Below are 20,519 nucleotides of genomic sequence, written 5' to 3'. Positions count from 1 at the left end.
TGATGGGGAAGATCGCATTTTTATTTGCTGGTCAAGGAAGCCAGTACCCAGGAATGGGAAAAGATTTATTTGAAAAAATAAATGAAGTTCATGACTTTTTTGGAGTTGCTGAAGCTATAAGACCGGGAACATTAAGCCAAATGCTGGCAGGAACAGAGGCGGAATTAAAAAGAACTGAAAATACGCAGCCATGTCTTTTCCTAGCTGATATAGCCAGTGCTTTGGCACTTGCTTCCAATGGGATTACGCCAGATGCTGTAGCAGGATTTTCTCTAGGGGAGGTTGTCGCTTTGGCAGTTTCAGGAGTTCTGTCTAAGGAAAATGCCTTCAAGCTTGTATGTAAGCGAGGTGCTTTAATGCAAGATGCTGCTGAGAAAGAAAAGGGAAGTATGGTAGCAGTGTTAAAAATGGACAAGAGTGAACTAGAAGAAATGTGCTCTGAAGTAGGTGCTTTTCCGGTTAATTACAATTGTCCTGGACAGATAGTCGTTTCTGGAAAGGATGAAAGGATTGAAAAACTAAAAGAAAAGTTAAGCAACAAGAAAGTAAGATTCATACAGCTTTCAGTTGGAGGGCCTTTTCATACGCCTTATATGAAGGAAGCTTCGGAGGAACTGAAAAAAGAAGCAGAAATAAATATGTTATATAACATAAATAAATCATATATTCCACTCTACTCAAATATGACAGCAAAGCCATATCCAACTGATGCAGAGGGAATCATACAATCTTTTTCTGAACAGATTTCGAGTAGTGTAAATTGGGAAGGCACTATAAAGAATATGACAAAAGAAGGAATAGATACATTCATTGAATGTGGCCCTGGTAAGACTCTTACTGGATTTGTTAGGAGGATTGTTCCACAGGCACGAATATACAATGTATGTGATATGGAGTCATTAAAGGCTGTTGTAGAGGAGTTAAAAAATGATGCTTGAAGGAAAAGTTGCAGTGATTTCAGGTGGCACAAGAGGAATTGGTAATGCAATCGCTTGGAAATTTGCTGAGCAGGGTGCAAACCTTGCACTAATAGCTACCAGTGATAGCGAACGTAACAAGAAGGCGGTAAAAGAGCTTTCTGAAACAGGAAGAGATGTAAGGCTTTATATATGCGATGTAAAAGACCCTGAGCAAGTAGTATCAGTTGCAGAAGAAATTCTAGCTGATTTTGGCACAGTAGACGTGTTAGTAAATAACGCAGGTATAACCAGAGACAATCTTTTGCCAAGTCTAAGCGTAATGGACATTGATGATGTAATAGATGTGAATCTTAAGGGGACCATCTATTTAACAAGGGCTTTTGTCAGAAGGTTTGTTAAACAAAGGCACGGAAATATAGTGAACATCAGCTCTGTTGTGGGACTTATGGGCAACAAGGGACAAGCTAATTATGCCGCTTCTAAAGCAGGAATAATAGGGTTTACCAAGACGGTTGCCAAGGAATATGGACGTAGAAACATACGGTGCAATGCAATAGCACCCGGGTATATAGCAACAGAAATGACGGCAACACTAAATGAAGAACAGACTAATGAAATTGCAAAACAATTACCTCTAGGTAGACTTGGCCAACCAGATGATGTGGCAGATCTTGCGCTGTTTTTAGCTGGAGATAGCTCTCGATATATCACAGGTGAGGTAATAAAGGTTGATGGAGGTATGTATGTGTAGAGTAGTTGTCACCGGAATGGGGGTAATTTCTCCTATTGGTAATTCGGTAGATGTCTTTTGGAAGAATCTTACTGATGGTGTCTGTGGTATAGACAAAATTAACAGGTTTGATGCATCTAATCTTAAGGTGAGCCTAGATGCAGAAGTAAAGGATTTCGAGCCGAAGGATTTTTATGACACCATGCAGGAAATCAGAAAATCAGATCTTTTTATGCAGTATGCCATGGGTGCAGCAAGGCAGGCTGTAGACCAGAGTAAGATCCTAGAAAGCGATATAGATAAAGAAAGACTTGGAGTATATGTGGGATCCGGTATTGGAGGAATTAACACTACTTTGCGTGAAGTCAAGAAACTAAACGAAAAAGGCCCTGATATGGTTTCACCATTCTTTGTTCCTATGATGATAAGTAATATGGCCGCAGGTGCTATTTCAATAAAATTTGGTGCAAAGGGGCCAACACTTCCAGTGGTAACGGCATGCGCAACGTCAACACATACCATCGGTGAAGCGTACAGAACGATCAAGCACGGATATGCAGATGCAATCATCGCCGGAGGAAGCGAAGCTTCTATCAACGAGCTTGCGATGGCAGGATTTATTAATTGCCAGGCGCTGAATCTGGCTGAAGATCCATCGCAAGGAAGTCTCCCTTTTGACAAGAGAAGAGGTGGATTTGTCATGGGTGAAGGAGCTGGAATTCTGGTGCTTGAGGAATATGAGCATGCAAGGAAAAGAGGGGCCAAGATTCTGGCAGAAGTGGTTGGTTATGGAAATACTTCTGATGCATATCACATAACAGCACCAGACCCGGAGGGAGATGGAGCAGTCAGAGCTATAAAGGCAGCTGTAAATGAGGCGCATATTCAGGATAGGGATGAGATTTATGTTAATGCCCACGGAACAGGAACTCACTTAAATGATGCTATGGAGACAAAAGCTCTTAAAGAAGTATTTGGTAAAAGAGCTTACGACCTTCATATAAGTTCAACAAAATCCATGACTGGCCACATGATGGGAGCCACAGGTGCAGTAGAAGCGATTGCTTCTGTGCTTGCGCTTCATAATGGAGTAATTCCGCCAACAATAAACTACAAAGAAAAGGATGAAGAATGTGATCTTGATTATACGCCAAATAAAGCAGTGGAGGCTGATATTAACTTTGCCATCAGCACCTCTTTAGGTTTTGGCGGACACAATGCGTGTATAGCCTTTAAAAAGGCATAAGTGGAGAAAAATATGAGTAATTCTTTATTAGAATACAGCGAGTTGTTTAAAAATCTAGGGTTGACTGAACTTTCCGTTGAAGAGGGGGATTTTAAGTTATGTCTTAAACGAAAAGTACAAGTTGATCCATGCGAAAGACAAATGAACTTGAAAGTTGTTGATTCTGTTGAAAAGACAGCTGACTTAATGAAACCTGAAAAAAAGAGTGGGGATAAGGTTAAAGCACCGCTTTTAGGTATATTTTATGGAAAAGTTGGAGAAAAAGAAGCATTAAAGATTGGAGACAAGATAAAGAAAGGCGATGTTTTGTGCACCATTGAAGCTATGAAGATGATGAATGAGGTCAAAGCTTCAAAAGATGGCACCATTGCCGAAGTTCTTGCAAAAGAAGGAGATCTTGTGGAGTACAATCAGGATCTTTTCATTATTGAGTAAAAGGGGGCTTATGAATAGAGAGGAAATTAAAAAGATCTTACCTCATAGAGAGCCTATGCTTTTAGTCGATGAGGTGGTGTTAAATGAGGATGGAACCGCAACTGGTTATTATACAGTTCGAGGAGATGAATTCTTTTTACAGGGTCATTTTCCTGGCAACCCAATAGTACCAGGTGTTATTCAATGCGAAATGATGGCACAGTCTGCATGCATTATGTTTGCAGATAACATGCGAGAGAAAGGCGCGTTACCAGTATATACAGGGCTCGATAAAGTGCGCTTTAGAAATATGATAAAGCCGGGAGATACGATAAAAATAGATACAAAGTTGGTGCGTGAATATCATCCAATGTACGTGCTTCACGGAGAACTAAGCGTTGATGGCAAGAAGTGTATGAGCGGAGATTTTTCTTTTGCTATTGTTTCTGATGAGGAGAAAGCTAGTGGCTGAAATGTTTTCAAAGATCTTGATAGCTAATAGAGGTGAAGTTGCTGTAAGAGTCATAAGAGCATGTAAGGAGATGGGCATTGAGACTGTTGCAGTTTGTTCTGAAGCTGATACAGATGCACTTCATGTAGAAATGGCTGATGAAAGTTACTGTATAGGAGGTCCTTTAGCCAAGGACAGTTATCTAAATATAGACGCGATCATAACTTTAGCCAAAGAAGTAGGAGTGAAGGCAATACATCCAGGATACGGGATGCTTTCAGAAAATCCGGAATTTGCTAAAGCCTGCGAAAATAATGGAATAGTTTTGATTGGCCCTGGAGCAGAAGTTATGGAAAAAATGGGTGAGAAAGAAAGAGCGCGAGAGATAGCGATATCATCAAGCGTTCCAGTAGCACCCGGGAGCGATATATTAACTGATATTAATGACGCTGAGAATAGTGCAGAGAAAATAGGTTACCCCATAATTTTAAAGGCAAGAGCAGGCGGTGGAGGGAAAGGCATTCGTGTTGTAAGAGAGAAAAATGAGCTTTCAGGAGCGTTTTCGCAGGTCAAAAAGGAAGCCTATAACTCTTTTGGCGATGATGGCATTTTCATGGAAAAATATCTTGAAAATGTTAAGCATGTGGAAGTTCAGATTCTAGCTGATCGAAGCGGAAAAGTGATTGTTCTAGGAGATAGAGATTGCTCAGTTCAGCGCAAAAATCAAAAGCTTATTGAAGAATGTCCGGCACCTGTATTATCAGATGAGACCAGAATAAAAATGTATGAAGCAGCTGTCAGACTTGCTAGTTCTGTGGGGTACGTTACTGTTGGAACCATTGAGTTCCTGGTCAAAAATGATGATTTCTATTTTATGGAGATGAACACAAGGCTTCAGGTAGAACACTCCGTAACTGAGATGGTTTGCGGAATTGATATTGTAGAATGGCAGATCAGGACTGCAGCGGGAATAGATATTCCATTTGACCAGAAAGACATATCAAATAGCAGGCATGCTATAGAATGTAGGATTTGTGCAGAAGACTCAAAAAATTTCAGGCCTTCTACAGGCCGCGTTGAACTTCTCCATATTCCAGGTGGAGTGGATGTACGATTTGACTCAGCTTTGTATCAAAATTGTGAAGTAACCCCTTTTTACGATTCGATGCTGGGGAAGTTGGTTGTATGTTCAGATACCAGAGATGGAGCAATACGCAAGATGAAATGTGCATTGTCTGAGTTTGTGCTAGTAGGAGTTGAGAACAATCGCGAAATGCATATGAGATTTATGGAAGATAGCAAGTTTTTGATCGGTAATTATGATACCAGTATCTGCCAAAAGGTTTTACAAGCATGGAATTAAAAAAACTATTTTTAAAAGCAAATAATGAGCTGGAATATGGTGAAGTAAAAGTAAAAAGCAGGCGAGTAGTCTGCAAAAAATGCCAAAAACAGATTCCAGTATATAAGATAAGAAAAAACGACTTTGTTTGTCCAGAATGTGGGCACTATTTTCCTGTCAGAGCTAGAAGAAGAATACTAATGCTGACAGATAAAAGGAGCTTTATAGAACATGACAGGGATCTGGAATCTATTAATATTCTTAGATTTCCTGACTATGATGAGAAGCTTTCTTTGGCAAAAGAAAGAAGTCGCGAGAACGAAGGCGTAATATGCGGAGTTGCTGCTATAGGCGGTTATAGAGCCTGTATATTTGCCATGGATGCAAACTTTATGATGGGATCCATGGGAGCAATAGTAGGTGAAAAGATAACTCGATTATTCGAATATGCAACTAGCATGAGCCTTCCAGTAATAGGAGTAACTGTTTCTGGTGGCGCAAGGATGCAGGAGGGGATGATCTCCTTAATGCAAATGTCTAAGGTTTCAGCGGCAGTCAAGAGGCATAGTAATAATGGCAACCTTTACATAGCTCTTTTGACAAATCCAACAACAGGTGGCGTGGATGCAAGTTTTGCGATGTTAGGAGATATTACGCTTGCTGAGCCCGGAGCTAGAGTTGGATTTGCGGGGCCAAGAGTAATAGAAAAGAGCCTTAATCAAGAGTTGCCTAAGGATTTTCAGAAGGCAGAACGAGTATTAGAGTGCGGATTTGTGGATCTTATTGTTCCAAGGAGCAGGCAAAAGGAGACGCTTACAGCGATTCTTAGGCTGCATAGTTAAAAGCTTTTTTGAGAGGAAAAGAATGGAAGATTACGAGATTGTGCTTGGCGCAAGAAAAGATAACAGGTTAACGGCGATAGATTATATATCATCTATTGTACAGAATTTTATTGAGTTTCATGGAGATAGATATTACGGTGACGACAAAGCTGTTATAGCAGGGATAGGGCAGATTGGCAACATTCCTGTTACAGCTATAGGAATAGAAAAAGGGAAGAACACGGAAGATAGGATATTTCATAACTTTGGTAGTGCGCATCCTGAAGGTTACAGGAAAGCCCTTAGACTGATGAAGCAAGCAGAAAAGTTTCATAGGCCTGTCATTTGCTTTGTCGATACTGCAGGGGCCTTTTGCGGTATTGATGCGGAAGAGAGAGGTCAGGGAAGAGCTATAGCGGAAAATTTGTATGAAATGTCTGATCTAAAAACGCCGATTCTTTCAATTGTTATAGGTGAAGGTGGTAGCGGAGGAGCTCTTGCCCTTTGTCATTCAGACAGGATATGGATGATGGAAGATGCGTATTTTAGCGTGGTATCTCCAGAAAGCTGTGCCAATATCTTATGGAAGAGCACAGATAAGGCAGACGAGGCAGCAAAAGCGTTGGGGCTTACTGCAGATAGGCTTTATAAGCTTGGATTAATAGATAAGGTGTACAAAAAGGGAAGACTTAAAGAGTTGAAGAAGGACATTGAGGCGGAAATAGAAGTTCTTTTGTCAATGACTTCAGATCAGCTGATTGATGGAAGATATAGGCGTTTTAGAAAGGTTGGATATTAAGGACCATGGGACACATATATGAAGATTACTACAGGGAAGTAAGGGATTCAAAGGGTGAAATAGTAGAGATCAAGACGACATGCCCTCCAAATTTCAATTTTGCTTATGATGTAGTAGATAGGTTTGCATTTGAAAATCCCGATAAATTGGCTCTTGTTCATAGGAGCGCCGAAGGAAAAGAGACAAGGCTAAGCTTTGGAGAGCTCAAAAGGCTTAGCGACAAGGCAGCGAACGCATTTAAGAAGCTTGGAATTAGTAAAAACGATTCTGTTATGCTTCTTTTGAAGCGAAGATATGAATTTTGGATCAGCATCTTGGCTCTCCATAAACTTGGAGCCATAGCTGTTCCCACTTCACATATGGTGTCCGTCGAAGATATCAGTGAAAGAGCAGCTGTATCAGGCACTAAGGCGATAATCTGTGTTAATTCAGAGAGTATATGTGACAAGGTAAAAGAAGCTATAGATAAGAACGATATTATTCAGATCGTGGTCGGGGATAAATATGAAGATAAAGCAGATTTTTATGAGCTTATTGCTGGAGAAAGTGACGTTTTTGAGCGAGTAACTACGAGCAAAGATGATAGCATGCTCTATTATTTTACGTCTGGGACAAGTGGTGCTCCAAAGGCTGTTATTCATGATTATTCTTATCCGATAGCACATATTTTTACAGCCAAAAACTGGCATGGAATGAACGATGGCGACCTTCACTTGACAGTTGCGGACTCTGGCTGGGCTAAATCTGCATGGGGAAAACTCTATGGACAGTGGTTTTTGGGTGCCGCAATAATGGTATATGATTATGAGCAGTTTTATGCTGCGGACCTTCTTAGGCTTTTAGAAGAAGAGAAAATAAACACTTTTTGTGCTCCTCCAACGATATATAAATATTTAGTTTTGGAGGACCTTAAGAAGTATAATTTAAATAACTTGCGTTATGCTACAACTGCAGGAGAGCCGATGCCTAAAGAAGTGTCACAGCAGTTTACGTCACAGACAGGGATAGTTATCAGAGAAGGTTTTGGGCAGACAGAAACAGCGTTGCAGATATGTACAACGATAGAACAGAGCTCTTTTCCTGGGTCCATTGGAAAAGCATCTCCTTTATACCAGATTAAGCTTATGGATGAAGATGGAAGGATTGTACCGGCAGGGGAAGAGGGAGAAATTGTTATTGTTCCTAATGGAAATAGAAAGCCTATTGGTATATTTAAAGGCTATCTTGGGGATGAAAAGATGTATGAAGAAGTGTGGAGCGGCGGAGTCTATCACACTAAAGATAAAGCGATCATGGACAAGGACGGTAATTTCTTTTTCCTAGGAAGGAATGATGATGTTATAAAATCTAGCGGATACAGGATTGGACCATCTGAAGTTGAGGATATACTTATGAAGCACCCTGCGGTATTTGAGTGCGCAGTTACCGCGTTTCCATCTAAGAACAGAGGGGCTGTTGTAAAAGCAAGCATAATCTTAAATACCGGCTATGAAGCAAGCACAAAGCTTGGAACAGAGATTCAGGATTTTGTAAAAAAGAGAGCGGCAATTTATAAGTATCCAAGGATTATCAAATTTATTGATAAGCTTCCTAGAACAAGTAACGGAAAAATAAGCAGAGCTAAGATTAGGCAACAGGATTATAAAAAAGCATTGGAACACTGATAAGTGTCCCAATGCTTTTTAAAAACATATTTAAAGGGAAGTAAACTTCTGCGTTGTATCACTAAGTTGCTCAGTGATTTCATTGTTTTTATTGATCGCATCTGAGATCTTTTTGATACCACCAACAATCTCCGAAGAATTCTCTGCGGAAGAAGAAATTGCAATAGAACTTTCTTTTATTGAATCGGTTATCATTCTTACGGACTCAACCATTTCCTGCATTGTGGAATTGAGACTTTCCGCCTTATTATCAAATGCAGCCAGCATATTATTCATTATATCTGCTGTATGTTCGTACTTTTCACCAGTCTGAACGAAGTCATCATAATCTCCAAGAACAGTTCCATTGATATAATCAAGCGCTGCCTGGGCGTTTTCAGCAAGTCTGTTAACAGCTTCTGTTACTTCATTACTAATATCCTGGATATTAGAAGCAGTAGAACGGCTGTTTTCGGCAAGAGCGCTTATCTCTGTTGCTACAACTGAGAAGCCTTTTCCTGCTTCACCTGCTCTTGCGGCTTCGATTGAAGCATTAAGAGCAAGAAGGTTAGTGCGTTTTGCTATATCCAGGATTACATTTGTAAGTTCGTTGATCTGGCTAACTTTTTCAGAATCCTGTACAGACTGAGTGAGTACAGTAGAAAGCTGAGAAACCTGGTCGCTAGCCTGTAATTTCTTCTGAGTTACTCTTTCTTTAAGTTCGTTGGCTTCCTGCTTGATAGAGATAGCGGTTTCGGTTCCTGCCTGTGCCTGCTCTGTTATCTCCTGAGAAGCTGCTTTAACATCTTCAACCTTAGTGTTGATAGAAGAAACAGTTCCTGAAACGGTTTCCATATTTGCAGAAAGCTCTTCAAGGGCTGCAGAGGTATTTGTTACGCTATCATCTGCAATCTGGAGTTGTGAGATAACTTCCTCTGAAGAACTTGTGAGAACCACAGAACCATTTTTTACATCTCGCATGATACCTTGTAAAGTCTCGATAAAGTGGTTGATACCAGTTGTAATGAACAACAGCTCAGATTTTGTCTTGGTCTTTATTCTAGCTGTAAGGTCACCATTGCCTTTTTCGATATTAGTGATCATTGTGTTTACTTCAGAACTGATGGATTTGATCTTTTTAACTATATTGATATAGCTGATAAGGAAGTTGAGTACGATGAGTACCAGAATGATAGCCATTCCGATCACTGCGACGACTACACCTGAAACCATCAGTGAATTCATCTGGTCCGTTGTTGCATTAGCCGACTTTGTGATCGCTGCATCCAGGGCTTTTGTCGAATGGAAGATGGCTATTTTCTGAATTTCAGCTTTATCAAACAGGATAGAATAAGCAGCTGTCTGGTCACCGGCATCACATCTTGTTATAGCGTTGTCGATAAGGGCGGAGAGTCTAGAGTATTGTTCTGAGATCTCTTTTAGCTGAGCAGTTGCTTCTTCATCATTATAACCAGCGAAGTCATCGTTTAAAGTCTTGATATCTGCAGAGATTGTTTCTTTTGCGATATTTATCTGTGGTAAAAGAGCTGCTTTAGTTTCATCAGCATCTGCTGCAACATAGCTAGTTGCTTGGTCATACAGAGACATTACATCTGATTTTAAGTTGGCCTCATGGGTAGTAAGGTTCATCATAGAGCCAAACATTGTTATACTGCTTGTGGTAGATGTTTGCATAGCAGACATTACCATGACCATAACTACTATGAATGCTACTAAAATAAGCAGATTCAAGGCAGAAAGCTGAAATACTATGGAATCTTTCTTTTTTACATTTACGCCAACATTTTCTTTCACGATTCTACCTCCTTATAGTTTTGAGTACCAGTCTTTTGCAATTGACTTGATCTCTAGTACAAAACCAGCAGTATCAACTTCTCCTGCGGCAAATTTATGGAATGCGAATGCAAGGCCTTTTTGACCTAGGCCTTCAGGCATATCCATCCAGTGCCAACTGGAAGTCTTTCCTGCTGAGATATAATCTGAAATGACCTTCGCAAATGGATCAGAAGCTACATATTTGCAGTCCTTGAAAGGACTAATAAATCCGGCTTCCTCTACCAGAATCTTTTGTGCAGAATCCTCAGAACACCACTGAAGGAAGGCTTTAGCGGCATCAACTTGGCCTTCTTTTGGAATAGCCCACCAAGAAGGTGCACTCGTAAGAATTGTCTCCATTCCGTCTTGGAATGCATATGGAACCATTCCTACTGGAAAACTTCCGGCTGCCTGGTATTCGCTAGCATCATCGCCTACTAAAGTTGCTCCAATCCAAGAACCCTGGGTTACGAAAGCATACTTTCCTGATGCAAATCCAAGAACCTGATCGTTGTATGTACCTGCTGTTAACAGGTCTGGATCTGAGTACTGATTGAAAAGGCTTATCATTTCTGCATAATCTGCAAAACGGGTATCATCTACTTGTCCACCATTATTCAGAAGATCAATGTATGTAGTGTCAGATCTGTCGAGACCAGAGTCTATATATGCACCAAAGATGTGGTTTCCTGATGACCATCCCAGGTTTTCAGGTTCTGCGCAGTAACCTATGACTGCCTTAAGACCTAACTCTTCTTTCTTGGCATCAATGGCTTCAAAAGCAGCTCTCATAGCGCCTGGGCTAGTGATAGAAGCAGGATCGACTCCGCATGCTGAAAGGATATTTGCATTATAAGCAAGACCAATAGCCTCGGTTGTGTATGGAAAACCGAGGGTTCCATAGGTTGCATCTTTGTATGCAGCATCTGTTCTGGTTGCCCAGTTTTGATCACTCAGGTCCACCAAGAGACCATCCCAGTTTGCAAAGCTGGAGGCCTCGCAAGCAATGATATCTGGCATTTGATCAGATAGATAGTAGCCCTTTAACGTGGCTTGAGCATTTGCACCAGATTCAACGCCTAGAACTTCGATTTTTATCCCGGTTTCCTGCTCATATTTAGCAGCAAGGTCATTTATTTGTGATGTGACCTCGCTTTTAGTATTTAGGAGGGTCAGTTTTTCTACGGAAGTTTCCTCTTCTGGAACTTCTACTGACTCTTTTGCGCAACCATTGATTATTGTTGAGAAAACCAGTATTACGATTAGTGTTAGTGCTTTCCAGTTTTTCATTTTGATCGCCCTTCCCTTCAATAATAGAAACATTAAATCATATATTAATTATCGAACATACAAAAATTTATGCAATTAAAAAACTATTAAATCGTATGATTTCTGTTTAATTCTTAAATAATCAATATTATAGTTGTATTAGATGACCTTTTACTGTCATAATATAAGTGCTACATTTCACATTATTTCAGGAGAAAAATTATGCGAAAAAAAATATTGATAGCCGATGATACAAATTTTATGAGACAAATGTTGAAATCTGCTCTGGATCCTGAGAAATATCAGATAGTAGGTGAGGCACTAACTGGAGTGGATGCTGTAGAGCAGTATAAAGAAAAAAAGCCAGATCTGTTGATTCTTGATATCAATATGCCTAAAATGAATGGTATTGATGCCTTAACGGAAGTAATGGAGTATGATCCAAAGGCGAATGTTATTATGTGCTCAGACCAGAAGTATGAGAATATGATCATGCTTGCTCTTAAGAAGGGCGCAAAGGACTTTGTCGTTAAGCCATTCACTTCATCTGATGTTATAAAGGCGGTCAAGAAGATTTTAGGAGACGAGTAATTTTTTGCTAGCTTAGTTGGACAAGGGAGGATGTAATGCTTAAACAGGTATCTATTTACGCTGAAAACAAGAAAGGATGTTTACAAAATATTACAGGTATTTTGTGTGAGAATGGAATCAACATTTTGGGATCTGTAACTAATGATTCTGCTGAATATGGCATTATCAGGATGGTTGTTTCTGATCCTGAAAAGTGTATTGAAGTTCTTCAGAAAGAAAATTATATTTGTAAGACAACTCCAGTTCTTGCTGTAGAGTGTCAGGATGAAGTAGGAGCACTTGATAAGATTCTCAAAACGCTCTATTCAACTAATATAAATGTTAATTACACATATCTTTCATTTAATCGTGAATCAGGCAGACCTATTATGGTGATCAACACAGATGATATTGAGGCTGTCGAAAACATTCTCGTTAATAAAGAATATAACTGTATCTGATAAAAGAACTATTTAGGAGCCTTTTTATGTATGATTTTGTGACTAATCCTGTTAGTGACGCTAAAAGTTCCTATAAGTATAAGGATATGTATGATAGAAATCCGGATGTTCCTGATGGGATAGTACCTCTTTCTATTGCGGATATGGAATTTATCATAGCACCTGAGATCAGAGAGGGAATAGGTAAATACTTAGCTGATAGAACTTTGGGTTATACATTTGCTTCCGAAGATTATTACGAAGCAGTCATAGAATGGATGCAGAAAAGACATTCATATCATTTAGAAAAAGAGTGGATCGCGCCATCTGATGGAGTTGTTACAGCAATAGGAGACTTAATCCTTAGTGTAACAAAGCCAGGGGATGGCGTTATTGTCTTTTCACCTTCTTACAGACCATTTAGAAGAGCAGTGGATATAAAGGCTAGGAAACTCGTTGATATTCCTCTGATTTTTGATGAAAATGGTTACAGGATTGACTTCGAAGCGTTTGAGGAAGCAGCAAAAGAAATATCGAATAAGCTACTTATCTTTTGTAACCCACATAATCCAGTTGGACGTGTGTGGACAAAAGAGGAACTGCAGAGAGTATGCGATATCTGTCTTGCAAATGATGTATTTATCATTGATGATGAGATCCACAATGATCTAATAATGCCAGGTATTACTCATACTGTTATGAGTACAATTTCCGGTGAAGCAAGTATGAATATGGCAGTATGTACTGCCCCAAGCAAAACATTCAATTTATCTGCACTTCAAACTTCGAACATAATAATAAAGAACCAAGAGGTTAGGGATAGATTTATTGGATCGAGATTGGAAGGCTTTAGATCTGGAACTAATGCTTTGGGAATGGAAGCTTGTCGTTTAGCTTATAGAAGCTGTGAGAAATGGCTTGATGAATGTATAGCAGTTATAGCAGATAATGCTACGTATGTGAGAGATTTTTTTGCCAAGAATATGCCTGAGATCAAAGCACTACCTTTAGAGGGAACTTATTTGCTATGGTGTGACTTTAGAGCATGGAGATTGTCTGATAATGAACTAGAGAATTTCATGGTCAAAAAAGCATATATATTTGCGGATGAAGGCTATGTTTTTGGGGCATCAGGAAGCGGATTTGAAAGACTAAATCTGGCATGTCCGGAAAATGTTATCAGAGACACGATGGAACGCTTGTTACGAGCTAGAAATAAATATATTTACAAATAGGAGAAGAGAAATGTCTACAAGAAAGTTTAAAAAGCCAATAGCGATTATGGCACTTATTTTGATAGCAGCTATGGTACTTGGAACTATAGCTAGCGCACTTTTTTAATTGGAGCAAAAATGAACTATACATATATAGTTGAATGTGCAGATGGTTCGCTATATTGCGGTTGGACAAATGATCTGGATAAAAGGATAGCAGATCATAATGCAGGTAAAGGAGCCAAATACACAAAGCCTAGGCTTCCAGTAAAACTTGTATATTATGAAACCGCAAATACCAAAGAAGAAGCCATGAGCAGAGAATGGCATATAAAAAGGCTAAGCAGAAAAGAGAAGCTTAGGTTAATACAAGGAAAAAAGGGTAAATAATTGGAAGAGAAAAAGCACAAAAGACGAGTACATTACTCAGGTAAATATCCCAAAAAATTTGAGGAAAAGTATAAAGAGCATGATCCAGAAAAGTATGGAGATACAATAGCACATGTTATTTCAAAAGGCTCCACACCTGCTGGGATGCACATTTCTATCATGGTAAAAGAGATTTTGGATTTCCTTCAGATCAAACCTGGCCAGCAAGGTCTTGATTGTACTCTTGGCTATGGTGGTCACACAAGAAAAATGCTAGAGAAACTTGGAGGAAATGGCTGTATATATGGTCTGGATGTGGATCCTATAGAATCGAGCAAGACTGTTGAGAGACTTAGGAATGCGGGATTTGATGAGGATCGATTTAAGTTTAGATTGATTAATTTTGCAAACATTGATGAAGTGGCTAATGAAGCCGGTAAATTTGACTTTGTTTTGGCTGATCTTGGTGTCTCATCTATGCAGATTGATAATCCTGAGAGAGGATTTTCCTATAAGATAGATGGACCACTGGACTTAAGGCTTGATCCTTCTCATGGAGAATCTGCAGCGGAGAGACTTCAAAACATAACAAAAGAAGAATTTGTGGGAATGATGGTGGAAAATTCCGACGAGCCCTATGCAGAAGAAATTGCTGATAAAGTTTTTTCGCTTATGAAAAAAGGAAAAAACATCGATACCACGACAGCGCTTAGAGAAGCGATAGAGCAGGCTCTTTGGAAGGTTCCTAAGGAGGAAAAGGAGCAGGCGATCAAAAAGAGCTGCGCAAGGGTTTTTCAGGCGCTTAGGATCGATGTTAATAGTGAATTTGAAGTTCTTTATTCTTTTTTAGAAAAATTGCCTACAATCTTAAATCCGGGAGGAAGAGTGGCAATCCTGACTTTTCATTCTGGAGAAGATCGATTAGTAAAAAAGGCTTTTAAAGAACATCTTAAAGAGGGTGCGTTTAGCGAGATTTCATCTGATGTGATCAGGCCTTCAGCAGAGGAATGCAGGATAAATCCAAGAAGTAAGTCAACAAAAATGCGTTGGGCAATAAAGTAATTGCCATCATATGTGAATAAAGATGACAGAACAAGAATTATACAAAAGCTGTACCTTGTGTCCAAGAAAATGTTCTATAGATAGGACTGTGACCAAGGGTTATTGCAATGAAAAAAGTGAATTACATGTAAGCAGGGCTGCTCTTCATATGTGGGAGGAGCCCTGTATTTCAGGAGAGCACGGATCTGGAACCGTGTTTTTTTCTGGTTGCAACATGGGATGTGTCTTTTGTCAAAATAAAGAGATTAGTCGTGGTGAAGTGGGTAAGATAATACCTACCGAGAGATTGGTTGAGATTTTCTTTGAGCTTCAGGAAAAGGGCGCAAATAATATAAATCTTGTCACAGGTGATATGTTTATTCCCACTATCAAAACTGCAATTGAAAGAGCTAAAAGTAGAAATATAAAGATTCCTTTTTTGCTGAATACTTCATCATATATTGAGGTAGATACCCTTAAGATGCTAGATGGACTTATCGACATCTATCTTCCAGATTTTAAATATATTAGGGAACAGGATGCAGTTAGATATAGTAAAGCAAAGGGTTACGTTGATGTTGCAAAAGCTGCGATAGATGAAATGATAAGGCAGCATCCAAATTGCGAATTTGGATCAGATAACGATGAAGAAAACCTTATTAAAAAAGGGGTAGTAGTTAGGCACCTTTTGATGCCTGGAATGCTTATCCAGGCAAAAATGATCGTAAGGTATCTTTATGATAAATATGGAGACAATATTTTTATCAGCCTCATGAATCAATATACGCCTAATGGACAGCTGCAAGACTATCCAGAGATTGATAGGAAGGTCTCAGAGCGAGACTACAAGAGTCTTGTTGAATACGCAGCATCCATTGGAGTTGTTAACGGATATATGCAGGTCGGGGAAACGGCCAAGGAAAGCTTTATTCCAAGCTTTGATTGTAGCGGAGTATAAATATTCTTCCAAAAAGGAAAAATATAAGATAAAAAGACGCTAAAGACGTGATTTTTTTGGTAGTGAGTAGCATATAGAATTATCACATAAGGAACCGGTAAACAAAGTGGTTCGTTTATGTGGCACATTAAGTGCTCAGAAAGGATGATGAATATGTTATTCGACACAACAACAATTTTAATCGCAGCAGTAGTTGTTATCGCAATTATTGTAATTGCAGCGGGGTACGTAAAGGCTCCCCCAGACAGAGCGTTTATCATATCAGGTATTAGAAGAAAACCTCGAATTCTCATCGGCAGAGCCGGCGTAAAGATCCCATTCTTTGAAAGAGTCGACAAATTGTATCTTGGACAGATGACTGTAGACATCAAGACAGAACAGTCAGTTCCTACAAACGATTTCATTAACGTTAACGTTGATGCTGTTGCAAAGGTAAGGATTGGTACAACTCCTGAAGCAATTCAGCTTGCTGCCAAGAACTTCCTTAACAAGGATCCAGAGATGATCACAATGGACCTTCAGGATTCATTGCAAGGTAATATGCGTGAGATCATTGGTACACTTGCTCTTAAGACTATCAATACTGATAGAGATAGCTTCTCAGATCAGGTTATGGAAAAAGCTTCAAAGGATATGAACAAGCTTGGTATTGAGATCCTTTCATGCAATATCCAGAACGTAACTGATGAAAATGGACTTATTAGTGATCTTGGTATGGATAATACAGCTAAGATCAAGAAAGATGCAGCTATTGCAAAGGCGCAGGCTGACAGAGACGTAGCTATTGCAAAGGCAGAAGCTGATAAAGCAGCAAATGATGCAAGAGTTCTTGCTCAGACTGAGATTGCTGAAAAGAACAATGCTCTCGCTATCAAGCAGGCAGAACTTAAGAAAGAGGCAGACACAGCAAGTGCTGTTGCGGATGCCGCTTATGAAATTCAGCAGCAGGAGCAGCAGAAGTCAATTCAGACAGCTACAGTTAATGCTCAGATCGCGAAGGCAGAACGTGAAGCAGAACTTAAGCAGAAGGAAGTAGTAGTAAAACAGCAGCAACTTGCCGCTGAAATTGAGAAACAGGCTGACGCTGAGAAGTATCAGGCTGAAAAGAAAGCTGAAGCAGAACTTGTTCAGAGACAGAAGAAGGCCGAAGCTGCTAAATATGAGCAGGAAAGAGAAGCTGATGCAAAGAAAGCTCAGGCTGAAGCTCAGAAGTTCGCTGCAGAGCAGGAAGCAGCTGGTATTAAAGCAAAATATGATGCTGAAGCCGCTGGTATTGCTGCAAAAGGTAAAGCTGAAGCTGAAGCAATCAAGGCGAAAGGTATTGCAGAAGCTGAAGCAATGGAAAAGAAAGCAGAAGCTTATAAGAAGTACAACGGCGCAGCAATGGCTGAAATGATGATCAAGATCATGCCTCAGATGGCTGCTGAAATTGCTAAACCTCTTTCACAGATCGATAAGATCAATATTTATGGAACAGGGGATGGCACAAATGGTGCAAGCCAGATTTCAGGTAATATGCCAATTGTTATGAAACAGGTTTTTGATACAATGTCAGAAGCTACAGGCGTAGATTTTACTGAGATCATGAAAGCTGGTACATACGACGCTAAGGTTAATAAGAACATTAACTTAAGCGGAGATGGTGTTAGCGTAAATATTGATAAGACAAACAAATAAGCAATAAATTAAATGGGCCGCTTGTTCACAAGATGAACAGGCGGCTTTTTGGTATAAGCCTTTAACATAAGAACATAATTGCTAATGATATAGCAATCAAGGTGGTCAGTATTGCTGTTACAGAAATGATTTTTCCTTTTAAAATACTTGGATCCATATATTTGCCGTTATAGTTTACGGCGTCAATAACCTTAGCAGGTTTTTTGATTTTGCTATTGATATCTTTGTGATTAACATCCATCGCAGACACCTCCTTGATGAAGAATAATATAAGTTGAGGCAACTCATTTTTTAATACTATAACTCACAAATATTTCTTTTTCCTAACTTGGTTATAAATCTTTTATAAAAATTACCAATGGCAGGATAAATCCTATATTACGAAGTTTTTTGCTTAGAAAAAAGTATATAGACATAAGATGTGCTCGTAACATAAAATTGTATCGTTATGAGTTATTTGACAGATGAAGAGTTTTTTAAAAGATATGGAAATAAATTAAATGATGAACAAAAAAGGACCGTAAAGGCTGTTGAGGGCCCGGTCCTTCTTTTGGCAGTTCCCGGCAGTGGAAAGACGACGGTTCTAGTAAACAGGCTGGGGTATATGCTTTTTGTAAGTGGAATTGCACCAGATAATATACTAACTCTTACGTATACAGTTGCAGCAACAAGAGATATGAAAAGCCGTTTTGTAAACATTTTTGGTAACGACGGAGCAACTAACTTAGAGTTTAGAACTATCAATGGAATTTGCGCTAAGATAATAAGCCATTATGGAAGGCTTATTGGTAAGAAATCATTTGATCTTTTAACAGATGAGAAGGTTTCAGGTAAGATCTTGACTGACATTTATCTGAATGTAATGAAAGAGTATCCCACAGAGAGTGATATCAAAAACATCCGTACTTTGATAACTTACTGTAAAAACATGCTCCTTACAGAAAAAGACATAGTAGAGATTGGTAAGGATCAAGGAATAGATCTCTTTAAGATTTATGAGGAATACAATTCAGAGTTAAAGAAACGCAGCCTTATGGATTATGATGATCAGATGATATATGCATATAGGATGCTTAAGGGTTCTAAGGAACTTCTGGATCATTACAGAGATCGGTACAGGTATCTTTGCGTTGATGAAGCGCAGGATACATCCAAAATACAGCATATGATCATATCTCTTTTAGCAGGAAAAAATGGCAATCTTTTTATGGTAGGAGATGAAGATCAGAGTATATATGGTTTTAGAGCAGCATATCCAGATGCGTTGCTGAACTTTGAGAAGGATCATCCAGGTGCAAGAGTGCTTGTGATGGACAAAAATTACAGATCAAACGCTAGAATTGTTGAAGTGGCGGATAAGTTCATTCAAAAGAATTTTAGTCGCCATGACAAGCATATGAATGCTACAAGAGAAGCGGGCGAAGCTATCAGATTTGATGTACTTAGGAGCAGAGAGTCGCAATATGACTATCTTCATAAGATGGCTACCACGGTAAAAGAGCAGACGGCAGTTTTGTACAGGGATAATGAGTCTATTTTACCTCTTATTGATATTCTTGAGAGAGATGAAGTTCCATATAGGATTAAAAATACTGATATGAGCTTCTTTTCACATAGAGTGGTAGTGGATGTGACAACTATCTTGAATTTTGCATTAAGCCCTATGGATCCTGAACTTTTCATGAAGGTGTTTTATAAATTTCAGACGTACCTGAGCAAGGCTGATGCTGAGAAAATGTGCTACATTGCCGATTATAAGCATATTGGGATCCTCGATGCAGTCGAAGAACTTGAGATAAATCGAAGAATTTTAGGAAATGTCAGAGACTTGCGTATCAATTTTAGAAATATGGTATCTGAGAATCCTATTAAAGCCATAAATCGCATAGAAAAAATGGGATATGGAGAGTATCTAAAGAACAACAATATTGATGATAATAAGCTTTTTATCCTAAAGATGCTTGCCAAAAATGAGGCTACAATAGAGGCATTTCTAGACAGACTTATCCAGTTAAGGGATATTCTTGCTAACAAGGAAGAAAACTACAAGTCAAAATTTATTTTGTCTACGATTCACTCAAGTAAAGGCCTTGAATATGAGCATGTTGTTCTTATGGATGTTGTTAATGGAGTTTTTCCAAGTAAGATCATTAAATCGTTCAAGACAGCAACAGTCCAAGAGAAGAGAGATTATGAGGAAGAGCGGAGAATCTTTTATGTTGGAATGACCAGAGCAAAAGATACGCTTACCATTCTAAAATATAGTGATAAGCCATCACTTTTTGTTGGAGAGCTATGCAAAAAAGAAGAAAAAACTCCAGTGAATATTAAGGAAAAAACTAAGCCACGAGCTATTTCTTCATATAAAAAGAAGCTGCAGGCAAAGACTTCCAGCGATAATGTTCCCAAAATACTTAAGACTGGCGATAAAGTGAATCAATCAAAATATGGTGACGGTGTGATTACCGACGTAACTCTTGATGATGACGAGATACCAACAAAGTTTGTGGTTAGATTTAATGATGGAACGGAAAAGATATTTATGTTTCCATTTGCATTCATTACAGGAATGAAAATTATAAAGCGAAGATAGTCATTCACGGAAATAAAGAAAAGGTTCAGTTTCAAATAAGGAACTGAACCTTAAATAATTACTTCTTTTCAGCTTTTTCTTCTTCCATTTTCTTTATAAGTTTATCTATCTCAGCCTGAGACAGCATAACATTATCATTATTTGTTTCAGCCATATTATCACCTCTAAAAAAATCATTTGAGATAT

General features: G+C 39.0%; 20 protein-coding genes. 17 read left to right on the top strand and 3 right to left on the bottom strand.

The features are described 5' to 3' along the window. Nucleotides 1-2: 2 nt before the first annotated feature. Genes BUA02_RS14560 through BUA02_RS14520 form a run of 9 tightly spaced genes read left to right on the top strand, consistent with a single transcriptional unit; the run spans nt 3 to nt 8,387 of the window. Entirely contained in the window at nt 3-938 is a 936-nt protein-coding gene (locus BUA02_RS14560) for an ACP S-malonyltransferase (RefSeq protein ID WP_072705478.1), read from the top strand. Then, entirely contained in the window at nt 928-1,671 is a 744-nt protein-coding gene (gene fabG / locus BUA02_RS14555; protein ID WP_072705476.1) for a 3-oxoacyl-[acyl-carrier-protein] reductase, read from the top strand. The genes BUA02_RS14560 and fabG overlap by 11 nt, the downstream gene beginning before the upstream one ends. Next, nucleotides 1,664-2,896 carry a beta-ketoacyl-ACP synthase II gene (gene fabF / locus BUA02_RS14550; RefSeq protein ID WP_072705473.1) on the top strand — a complete coding sequence of 411 codons (1,233 nt, stop codon included), beginning with the start codon at nt 1,664-1,666 and terminating at the stop codon, nt 2,894-2,896. The genes fabG and fabF overlap by 8 nt, the downstream gene beginning before the upstream one ends. Nucleotides 2,897-2,908: 12 nt before the next feature. After that, nucleotides 2,909-3,331, top strand: coding sequence for an acetyl-CoA carboxylase biotin carboxyl carrier protein (locus BUA02_RS14545; RefSeq protein ID WP_083572791.1), 423 nt, complete (start codon nt 2,909-2,911; stop codon nt 3,329-3,331). A gap of 10 nt (nt 3,332-3,341) precedes the next feature. After that, entirely contained in the window at nt 3,342-3,782 is a 441-nt protein-coding gene (gene fabZ / locus BUA02_RS14540; protein ID WP_072705469.1) for a 3-hydroxyacyl-ACP dehydratase FabZ, read from the top strand. Between the two features lies 1 nt (nt 3,783). Then, a complete protein-coding gene (locus tag BUA02_RS14535) occupies nt 3,784-5,124 on the top strand; it encodes an acetyl-CoA carboxylase biotin carboxylase subunit (protein WP_072705526.1) in 1,341 nt (446 codons plus the stop codon). Beyond that, the gene (locus BUA02_RS14530) at nt 5,115-5,945 is read left to right on the top strand and encodes an acetyl-CoA carboxylase carboxyltransferase subunit beta (RefSeq protein ID WP_072705467.1); all 831 of its coding nucleotides are present in this window, start codon (nt 5,115-5,117) and stop codon (nt 5,943-5,945) included. The genes BUA02_RS14535 and BUA02_RS14530 overlap by 10 nt, the downstream gene beginning before the upstream one ends. A gap of 22 nt (nt 5,946-5,967) precedes the next feature. Further along, complete coding sequence (gene accA, locus BUA02_RS14525; protein WP_072705465.1) at nt 5,968-6,723, top strand: carboxyltransferase subunit alpha; 756 nt, start codon at nt 5,968-5,970, stop codon at nt 6,721-6,723. Nucleotides 6,724-6,728: 5 nt separating this feature from the next. Further along, a complete protein-coding gene (locus tag BUA02_RS14520; protein ID WP_143147445.1) occupies nt 6,729-8,387 on the top strand; it encodes an AMP-binding protein in 1,659 nt (552 codons plus the stop codon). A 30-nt stretch (nt 8,388-8,417) separates the two neighbouring features. On the opposite strand, the gene BUA02_RS14515 is transcribed toward BUA02_RS14520, so the two are convergent. Continuing rightward, on the bottom strand, nt 8,418-10,181 hold the full coding sequence (locus BUA02_RS14515) for a methyl-accepting chemotaxis protein (RefSeq protein WP_072705463.1): 1,764 nt from the start codon (nt 10,179-10,181) through the stop codon (nt 8,418-8,420). Between the two features lie 12 nt (nt 10,182-10,193). After that, nucleotides 10,194-11,492 (bottom strand): ABC transporter substrate-binding protein, encoded by a 1,299-nt coding sequence (locus tag BUA02_RS14510; protein WP_072705462.1) that lies wholly within the window; start codon nt 11,490-11,492, stop codon nt 10,194-10,196. A 201-nt stretch (nt 11,493-11,693) separates the two neighbouring features. Between BUA02_RS14510 and BUA02_RS14505 the strand changes: the two genes are divergently transcribed. The 7 genes from BUA02_RS14505 to BUA02_RS14480 all read left to right on the top strand — a co-directional run bounded on the left by BUA02_RS14505 (nt 11,694) and on the right by BUA02_RS14480 (nt 17,740). Further along, complete coding sequence (locus tag BUA02_RS14505) at nt 11,694-12,062, top strand: response regulator (protein ID WP_071174824.1); 369 nt, start codon at nt 11,694-11,696, stop codon at nt 12,060-12,062. A gap of 35 nt (nt 12,063-12,097) precedes the next feature. After that, nucleotides 12,098-12,502, top strand: a complete 405-nt coding sequence (locus tag BUA02_RS14500) for an amino acid-binding protein (protein ID WP_072705461.1) — start codon at nt 12,098-12,100, stop codon at nt 12,500-12,502. A 26-nt stretch (nt 12,503-12,528) separates the two neighbouring features. Beyond that, nucleotides 12,529-13,716, top strand: coding sequence for a MalY/PatB family protein (locus BUA02_RS14495; RefSeq protein WP_072705460.1), 1,188 nt, complete (start codon nt 12,529-12,531; stop codon nt 13,714-13,716). A 117-nt stretch (nt 13,717-13,833) separates the two neighbouring features. Next, nucleotides 13,834-14,085: a GIY-YIG nuclease family protein gene (locus BUA02_RS15730; RefSeq protein ID WP_143147444.1), complete on the top strand. Its 252-nt coding sequence runs from the start codon at nt 13,834-13,836 to the stop codon at nt 14,083-14,085. Next, on the top strand, nt 14,086-15,126 hold the full coding sequence (gene rsmH / locus BUA02_RS14490; RefSeq protein ID WP_143147443.1) for a 16S rRNA (cytosine(1402)-N(4))-methyltransferase RsmH: 1,041 nt from the start codon (nt 14,086-14,088) through the stop codon (nt 15,124-15,126). A 22-nt stretch (nt 15,127-15,148) separates the two neighbouring features. Continuing rightward, nucleotides 15,149-16,063: a radical SAM protein gene (locus tag BUA02_RS14485; RefSeq protein WP_072705459.1), complete on the top strand. Its 915-nt coding sequence runs from the start codon at nt 15,149-15,151 to the stop codon at nt 16,061-16,063. A gap of 144 nt (nt 16,064-16,207) precedes the next feature. Then, nucleotides 16,208-17,740 (top strand): flotillin family protein, encoded by a 1,533-nt coding sequence (locus BUA02_RS14480; protein ID WP_072705522.1) that lies wholly within the window; start codon nt 16,208-16,210, stop codon nt 17,738-17,740. 61 nt (nt 17,741-17,801) lie between these two features. Here BUA02_RS14480 and BUA02_RS14475 read toward each other — a convergent pair whose 3' ends face one another. Next, nucleotides 17,802-17,981, bottom strand: coding sequence for a hypothetical protein (locus BUA02_RS14475; protein WP_071174830.1), 180 nt, complete (start codon nt 17,979-17,981; stop codon nt 17,802-17,804). A gap of 207 nt (nt 17,982-18,188) precedes the next feature. Between BUA02_RS14475 and BUA02_RS14470 the strand changes: the two genes are divergently transcribed. Then, entirely contained in the window at nt 18,189-20,333 is a 2,145-nt protein-coding gene (locus tag BUA02_RS14470; RefSeq protein WP_072705458.1) for an ATP-dependent helicase, read from the top strand. The last annotated feature ends 186 nt before the right edge of the window (nt 20,334-20,519 follow it).

It is taken from the genome of Butyrivibrio hungatei DSM 14810, from assembly GCF_900143205.1.
GTDB lineage: Bacteria > Bacillota > Clostridia > Lachnospirales > Lachnospiraceae > Butyrivibrio > Butyrivibrio hungatei.
The sequence above is the reverse complement of the archived record's forward strand: the minus strand, read 5'-3'. Positions and strand labels throughout refer to the sequence as shown.